Source organism: Nostoc sp. NMS4, assembly GCF_017115095.1.
Classification (GTDB): domain Bacteria; phylum Cyanobacteriota; class Cyanobacteriia; order Cyanobacteriales; family Nostocaceae; genus Nostoc.
Window position 1 is genome coordinate 1 of sequence record NZ_JABXKI010000253.1, and the last position, 8,346, is coordinate 8,346.

The following is an 8,346-nucleotide window of genomic DNA, read 5'->3' on the forward strand; positions in this document are numbered from 1 at the left end:
GGGCCAATAGCAGTATAATCGGCACGTTCAGCGCTACCAAACATCCCCACAACAGCAGTACCTTGGTGAATACCGCACCGAAACTGTACGCTAGTAAGTCTGTCACCATCAAATACACCTTGATCTCGCCAGCGCTGGTTCAAGTCAGCCAATGAGCGGTGCATTGCTCTTGCTGTATTAATGGCACGACGCACTTGTTCATTAGGGGTTAGTTCTTCCGGCGCTCCATATAAAGCTAAGATAGCATCTCCCATAAATTTATCTACAGTGCCGCCATTGCTAAATACAACTTTGGTCATGGCTTCTAAATATTCATTTAGCAACTCTGCGACTCGTCGGGATCTAAGAGTATTTGATAGTTGTGTAAAACCTACAATGTCACTAAATAAAACTGTAATTAAACGTGGTTCTGGGCGCAAATCTAAGGTTAAATCTCCGGTTGCGGCTTTTTGCACCAATACAGCCGGTAAAAAGCGCTTTAGCACCGATTCTGTTAGATAAGTATTTAACTCTATAATTCGCCGTTCATTTTCTTTCAACGCTAAAAGATTCCGAACTTCCGCCAAAAGTTCCCGATCGTTGAATGGTTTTGCTAAATAAGCGTCTGCACCATGTTCTGTACCTTCAATGCGGGTTTCTTCATCTACTTTCGCTGTCAGCAGAATAATTGGTGTTCCTTTCAATTTTTCTTCATTGCGGATCAACTGAATCATCTCAAGTCCGCTCACTAAGGGCATCATTAAGTCAGTTACAATCAAGCTGGGTATAATTTCCTTAGCTTTACTGTGTCCTTCATGACCGTTACGAGCCGTCTGTACATGATATCCATTGCGGCGGAAAATCTCGGATACATAGGTTCGCAAATCCGGGTTGTCATCTACAACTAAGATTGAGTGCTGAGTTTTATCTACTGAGTCTTTAGTCTCAACACTGGGGGAGAGATTTATTGTAATATCTTCAATATTGTCTGTTGTTGACTCTACTAGTTCTAAATCAGCCAATTCTACGCTAGCGCGGCTCGTATTCAATTCGGTAGGCGTTTCTAATACTTGCTGTGCAGGTAAATGAGCATTTCCAGTCACCAGCCATAAACTAAAGGTAGTACCTTCACCATAAACTGATTCCACAGTGACTTGACCACCATGTAATTCTACTAATTCTTTAACTAAAGCTAAACCCAAACCACTGCCTTCATAGGAGCGGTTTGCTGAACCTTCAGCTTGGCGAAAGCGCTCAAATAGATGGGGAATTTGTTCTTTAACAATGCCAATTCCAGTATCTTGTACTTGTAATATGCAGCGATCGCGCTCAGATTTTAGTCTGATACCGATCGTGCCACCTTCAGGAGTAAACTTCATGGCATTTGACAAGAGGTTATAAACCACCTTGTCAAATTTTTCCATGTCCAAGTACACCGTCGAACATTCATCTAGCTGGGTAACAAGATGTAGCCTCTTTTTCTCGCAGTAGGGACGAAAAGATTCCACTATTTGGCTAACAAATTCGACTAAATCGCAGGGATGGAAGCTAGGCTGCATTCTCCCCGCATTCAGGCGTTGTAAATCTAGGAGTTGATTTACCAGTCGCAGGAGGCGGCGGGAGTTACGCAGGGCGATCGCACATTGGGAGTAAGATAATCCCTCACCAGCCGCCACCGCCGACTCTAAAGGCCCTTGAATCAAGGTAATCGGTGTGCGAAACTCATGGGAAATATTTTGGAAAAATTCGGTTTTTTGTTTGTCTAATTCCAGTAAGCGTTCAGCTTGTTGGCGGGTTTTTTGATATAAGTGTGACTGCTGGACAGCGATCGCCGCTTGTGCTGCTACTGCTTTCGCCAAATCGATATCAGATGGCAACCATTGGCGTACTTTTTTACCTTCATGCAAGGTAATACTACCAATACATTTACCATCAGCCAACAATGGCACAAACATTAGCGATCGCGCTGGCATTTTTAAAGGCAAATCAAAACCCCGCACATCTGAGGGAGAATGATTCACATTACCAATTACCACAGGTTCATGTGTCTGTAGCATTTGTTGGAGGATGGGATTCTCCTGTATAGATGCTTGAGAATAGGGTAATCTCTGACTTGGTAGGTGATTATTACTACTTGAGTTATTGTCTGGGGCTGCCGATTTTAAATTTTCTGAATGTTGAAAACTGTCATACAAGGCCACAGACTCGACAAACTCATCATCCTCAGTCCATAAAGACAGGACACAGCCATCAACTTGTAAAGCTTGTCCCAATTGCTGGGTAATTGCCGCAAAGATATCTTGAGGATCTAAGCTAGAGCGAATCGCGCTAGTAATCGTATTAATCAAGCTCTCTCGTTTGGCAAGGGCACGTACTTGTTCGTAAGCATAAGCTTGAGACAAAGCTAAAGCTGCCTGATCCGCTACCATCAACACTAACTGCACCTCATCATCCCCCCAAAAACGAGGCTGAGAACACTGATGCAGTGCTAGCACCGCCATCAATTCTTGTTGGCAGATCAATGGCACAACTAAACTAGAACAAATATTAGCAGCAGCAAAAGCTTGCCCGCGATCGCGCAGTTCGGGAGTGTTACCGTGAATCCGCTCATCATCAATAACATCGTGAATCACCTGAACTTCGCGGGTTTCCCACACCGTCTGAGCCAAAAGAGGCAGAGGGGGAGCAGAGGATATGGCGGGCAGAGGTGAAACGCCTACTGCTACTTCCCCTCCGCTCTCCCGCACCTCTGCTTCTTCAGAAAGAGGCTTCTGATAAATGAATCCTTTATCCGCCAACTGCTCATCTTGGAAGGGACGCAACAGACAGACATCCACCTCCAACATGTGACCCACTGTATCTACAATTGCTTGCAAAATTTGTCTGTAGTCTAAAGCACTGCGAATCGTATTAGTAACGGTATTCAGCAGCGATTCTTGACGGAGTGTGCGGGTAAGTTCGCGGGTTCTAGCTTTGAGGACATTGTGGGTATCCAAAGCTTGGCGTACCACTGCTTTAAGTTCCTCCGCTTCCCACGGTTTGGTGACATATTTAAATACCTTACCAGCATTGATTGCTTCCACCAAGTCTTCGACATCGGTGTAGCCAGTTAAAATAATCCGAATAATATCTGGATATTGAGTTGCTGTCAGACTCAAAAATTCTGTACCGCTCATCATCGGCATCCGCTGATCGGAGATGATCACCGAGACCTCTCCCTCTTGAGCCAGCAGATCGAGGGCTGCAGGGCCAGAGGTTGCCCTTAGCACCTTATAATCACGATAGAAAGTGCGGTAAAGCAAGTCAAGGTTGTCTGGTTCATCATCGACAACCAAAATTTTAGGCTTACTGTTTGCTTGAGATTTCATGCACCGCTTTCCTGCTGCAACGGCAGTCGGATAAAGAATAATCTGATCAGGTAAGAGCAGAGCATTTCGGCCAATAAGGCTGTTTGGCTACATGACTGCTGAGTGTAGGAGCGTTTACTCACAGTAATTCGTCTCAATTGCTTGTGCCGATTACCATTTGCGTTGGTGCAGTGTAATTGCTTTCATAGTCAGTTTTAGTGTTACAGAGTTGACGCTTGCTTGCCAAATCTTTTTTCACCTCCTGTGAGCAATGTCTGATACCACATACAGCGCTCATAACTAGCTGAAAAATCGAGATAAAGCTGCATATTAAGTTTTCCCTTTGCAGCAGTTGTAATAACACTTGCAGGTAAATTTTATTTATGGTAGTCATGGTAGAGTCGGGGAAATTAAAACAATAAGATTTAAAGCCAAAGTATACTATTAGACAAATACCTCTTTCTAATTTAGCAATCAGAACTATCATTAAGACAAGTAGTAGTGGTTGAGAAGTTAGAGATTAGGGATTAGGGAACCTTACAGATTCTTGTCCCAGTGCCTGTACAGCCTATTTGGATGACTTGGTAGCATAGTAGTATCAGTGTAGCAGTAGCTGCAAAAACAAGTTCAGTACTGCAAACAAGGGTGGTTTTAAACCAGAGTTTGCCAATAGTGTACTTACTTAACAATTTCAGAGATACTGCTTACCGACAAGTTATGCTATTCCTCTGTCCACTCACTCAAAGCTCTATCACTTGACAGATGTTTTTGTGGCAATAAGTTTGATAATCTGCCTACCTAAAACCAGGGATGCAATGAATCTACTGAATTTAAGGTTATAGATTTATGAAGTTGTAACTCCTAATACTCTTTCAAAAATGCAGGTTATAAAACCCCAAACTAAAGTGTAAAAATTTGTTAAATGACAAGCAAAAGCGAATTTAGCAATATTAGTTCAGTTAAATCTCCTGGGCAACTCTTAAGTTCTGATTTAGTTTAAATCTTGTTTTAGGATATTTGAGAAAATTTCTGTTGAATAAAATCAATACTAAACTAGCCTTGAAATATCGGTTTTTTCACCCATACCACCAACAGCCAATCGATCCAGCTTCCTACCAATTCCAAATTCGTACAGCTACACCTGCTGATTTAATTGGTGTTGCCGAAATTATTACTGAAAGCTTTCACTCCCACAACGGTATATGGGGATGGGCTTTCCCGTTGCTACGTCTGGGTATTTACGAAGACTTAAGGCATCGGATGGCATCACCTGCGCCCCGTCATGTTTGCTTAGTTGCTCTGGAAGCTACTACTGGTGAGGCTAATAACTTAGTGGGAAGCGTAGAACTGGGTGTACGTTACAGTAATGATTCATGGAGCCAGGCTGGAGTAGGTTTTCCTTACTTATCTAATTTAGCGGTTCACCCAAAATACCGTAGACATGGTGTGGCTTCAGCATTGCTTACTAGCTGCGAAAAAGTTTCTCGTGAATGGGGATTTCAAGACTTATATCTCCATGTTTTAGAAAATAACCATCAAGCAAGACAGCTTTATTTCAAGCTGGGATATCGGGTGCATAAAGTCGAATCGAATTGGAATACATTTCTCCTAAGACGCTCAAGCCAGATGCTATTGCACAAGCACCTGAGTGCTGATTCCATTATCTAAATTGTGTTTTTTTTGGCAATTGTCAAGTTTTGTGTGCTATTTCAATTAGATTTGATAAAGTCTATAATTCATACCAATAATCAAACACAAACGAAACCTAAACCGCGTCTACCTTGAAAATCATAGTTATTTAGACTTAGAGAAAGCCACAACTAAAGAATATACTCTCTTAAGAACTCCAACTTTTACAATGGATGAGGTTTAATTACAAATCCAGCCAATATTAGCTAAATACCCCTATAAATCCGCTTTTATTTGGAGAATTTACTTGGTTTCAGCCGGAAACTGTAAAGAAGGCTCTTTGAGTTGTAATGAGTTTTTTTACTCAATCAAATAGAAAGGAGTTCTATAGGTAAAAACTAAAATATGTTAATTTATAAGGCAGTAAATAGCTTTTGATAATTCTTTCTCAAAATAATATTTTATTTTAATTTTTTACGAAAAATCCCCTCATCTGTACTAAAAAATCTCTTAATTAGTAAATATTTTTAATATTAAAAAATGTTAAACTTAGCCTTGTAGGATTTTTGGTTAATAAATCTTTTAAAGCATTCGATATAGATAAAGATCGACTATAATGGGAATATAGGCGAAATTAGGCTGAAAGAAATCATTACTTCCTCATAATAACTTTGTAATTAATATATTCATCTTTATAAAAACTTTAACGAAACACGAGTATAGTTTACAGACAAATCTAGCTATATCTCATAAAATATAATCACTCAATTACTGAAACAACGCCTATATATTATTATTTTTAGTTGGATTGGCCAGAAAGGTCTTGATAATATAAAGAATTCAAAAACTTGATTTGATATAACAGCTAGTTCCGTTTTGAAGTGCATACTACAACAACATTCATTAAAAGTTTAAAAAACATGGATAGCGAACAGCATCGACGCTATCAGACCTCTATGGTATCAACTTATTACCCTGAAACTACTTTCCTTGACTCTGTTGGCATGTCAGAGGGAACTGAGCAATCGCAAGGCTCGGATATCCTTACACGTTTGCACAGTGGAGAAGTTTTCATCGTCAATAGTCGTCGGCGAAATGGATTAATACTCTTTAAACGCTACCATGCAGAGTTTGCTGGGCCTGGGGCTGCTGTGGGTGGGGATTACGATTGTGATTGTCAAAGGGCACTGCCAATAGGTAATCTTTCTTTATTAACTCCTGAATCTAATGAAGAACGCCAGAAGGCTTACTTGATTAGGCGACAGTGGATTCGATTGATAAAACAAATTACAGAAAACTCACTGCCTGGGCAGCGAGTACAGAAAATTCTCGATCAATTTGAACAATACTTTCCACCAGAAATAGTGGCTCTTTTGCCGGATGTTGCCTTTGCTCTTTTAGTGGGTGTGCTGCCACAAACAGTGGGAGTAGTTCGTCGTTTGGGCAGTGAGGTAAATAGCAGGTTTAATTACTGAGTAAATTGCTCAGATGACAAATTTGCCAAAGCAGCTTTGACTCGATTAACGGTGCGGGCGTTTTCATCTATCGTTCCGACTGTAATTCGCAATCCTCCGCTAATGAGTCGTACAAGAGTGCCGAGTGTTCTAAGTTTCTGGTGGAAAGTTTTTAAAGCAGCTTCTGGTGAATTAAAGCTATTTGGTTTAAGACGCAGGTAAATAAAGTTGGCAGCACTTGGGGTAACTTGTAGTTCTGGTTGCTGGGATAAAATTTCGATGAGTTTGGCTCGTTCACTCAGGGTTTGGGGAATTGATTCCAGCAAGAGTGTACGATTTTGTAAACCAACTAAGGCTGCTGCTATGGAAAAACTGGGGAGATTGTAGGGTAAGCGAACTTTTTCTAAAATGGCGATCGCTTCAGGATGAGCAATGCAATAACCAATACGGAGAGATGCCAATCGGAAAGCTTTAGAAAAAGTGCGTAATATCACCCAATTAGGGCGCTGTGCTAATTCACCTACTAGGGTAGTTTGACTGAATTCATAGTAAGCTTCATCAATTACTACCAAAATATGCTGGGGTAAACTTCTTAACCACGCTAACTCTGCCGCAGTTAAGCTATTGGCTGTCGGTGAATTGGGATGTACTACGAAAACTACGCGAATCGGTGGATTCTGAGTTTGTTCGATCGCAGACTGGGCGGCGCTGATATCAATTTCAAAACTTGTTTCATTTCTACCCACCGCCACTACAGCAATCCCTAAAGTTTGTGCCAAAATTCCGTACATCGAGAAAGTAGGGTTGGCAACAAGAATCGATCCTTCTCCTCCTAGACAGGTGGCGATTAATAAAGAGCGGATTAGTTCATCTGAACCATTGCCAACAGAAATATTGGCAGCAGTAAACAAGGATGAGGCGGCTGACTGATTAACGTACTGGGCGATCGCATCCTTAAGTGTTTCATGTCCGCCATCGGGATAACGATTTGTTTCAATTACTTGCTGATACGTCCATGCCAGCTTCTCTTTTAACTCAGGTGGTAAATCGTAGGGGCTTTCATTTGTATCTAACCGATCGAACTGTGTGGCGACAGAATCGGCTGTATCGTTGCTAGGATGAGGTTTATAGGCGGTGAATTGGGCTAAATCTGACCGGATGAAGGGAAGCATAGTTTTAGTCATTAGTCATTGGTAATTAGTCATTGGTCATTAGTAACTTAAGACTTACGCATAAAATTGCCAAAAAGCTTAATTTATCGAACCGCCAAGACGCCAAGAGCGCCTTCGCGTAGCGTCTCGCAGAGAAGAATTCGTAGAGTGTGCGTGAGTCCTATAACTAACAAAGGACAAATGACTAAGGATATTAGTTATGTGTGAGTCTAATATTTTACAACTTCAAGGTAATTGGCAAAAGAGGCGAATTGCTTGCCAAATTTCTTCCATAACATTACCCAGGGCGTGGTCACTGTCGAACTCGACTAACTCCACCCAAGGACGCGAACGCGCAAAGTCCCGACTAGCTTCGATCGGAATGACTTCATCCTTTTTGCCGTGCAAAATCAGTGTGGGGATAGGGCGTTGTAAAAGCTTTTCTTGGTATTGGGCAGCATCTGTAACGAAATCGTAATTTAAGGAAAGCGATCGCTCCTCTCCATAGTGGTAGACCATGATATATTTTTCCTGCTGCCAACGCTCTACTTCTTCATCTCCTAACTTGGGCAACCAATGGGATAAAAACCCAAAAGCTGGTGCTAATAAAACTAAGCGTTGCACTTGTAAATTTTGTTGTCCCAAGTGGGCAGCAGTCAAACCACCCAAACTTGAGCCAATGAGCGTTACTGGTGTAGAATGATTGCTGAATTCTGCGGCAACTTGAGTTAGCTGACGAGTGATTGTTAATTGGGAAAAATCGCCAGCATTGAGATCGGGGATTTT

The 8,346-nt window shown here is 41.5% G+C and carries 6 protein-coding genes; 2 read left to right on the forward strand and 4 right to left on the reverse strand.

Annotated features, from left to right (window positions below; translation table 11 throughout):
* Together HWQ37_RS22735 and HWQ37_RS22740 are read right to left on the reverse strand one after the other, a co-directional pair.
* On the reverse strand, positions 1-3,347 hold a 3,347-nt coding region (locus HWQ37_RS22735; protein WP_292751130.1), incomplete at its 3' end, for a response regulator.
* Positions 3,348-3,480: 133 nt separating this feature from the next.
* The gene (locus tag HWQ37_RS22740; protein WP_292751133.1) at positions 3,481-3,720 is read right to left on the reverse strand and encodes a hypothetical protein; all 240 of its coding nucleotides are present in this window, start codon (positions 3,718-3,720) and stop codon (positions 3,481-3,483) included.
* Between the two features lie 635 nt (positions 3,721-4,355).
* Between HWQ37_RS22740 and HWQ37_RS22745 the strand changes: the two genes are divergently transcribed.
* Together HWQ37_RS22745 and HWQ37_RS22750 are read left to right on the forward strand one after the other, a co-directional pair.
* Entirely contained in the window at positions 4,356-4,994 is a 639-nt protein-coding gene (locus tag HWQ37_RS22745) for an N-acetyltransferase family protein (RefSeq protein WP_465249715.1), read from the forward strand.
* An 881-nt stretch (positions 4,995-5,875) separates the two neighbouring features.
* Positions 5,876-6,430 carry a hypothetical protein gene (locus HWQ37_RS22750; RefSeq protein WP_292751139.1) on the forward strand — a complete coding sequence of 185 codons (555 nt, stop codon included), beginning with the start codon at positions 5,876-5,878 and terminating at the stop codon, positions 6,428-6,430.
* Here the strand turns inward: HWQ37_RS22750 and HWQ37_RS22755 are convergent.
* Together HWQ37_RS22755 and HWQ37_RS22760 are read right to left on the reverse strand one after the other, a co-directional pair.
* Positions 6,424-7,581 carry a histidinol-phosphate transaminase gene (locus HWQ37_RS22755; protein WP_292751145.1) on the reverse strand — a complete coding sequence of 386 codons (1,158 nt, stop codon included), beginning with the start codon at positions 7,579-7,581 and terminating at the stop codon, positions 6,424-6,426. The two genes, HWQ37_RS22750 and HWQ37_RS22755, sit on opposite strands and share 7 nt — an antisense overlap.
* A 225-nt stretch (positions 7,582-7,806) precedes the next feature.
* A partial coding sequence (locus tag HWQ37_RS22760) for a YqiA/YcfP family alpha/beta fold hydrolase (RefSeq protein WP_292751142.1) occupies positions 7,807-8,346 on the reverse strand: 540 nt, incomplete at its 5' end.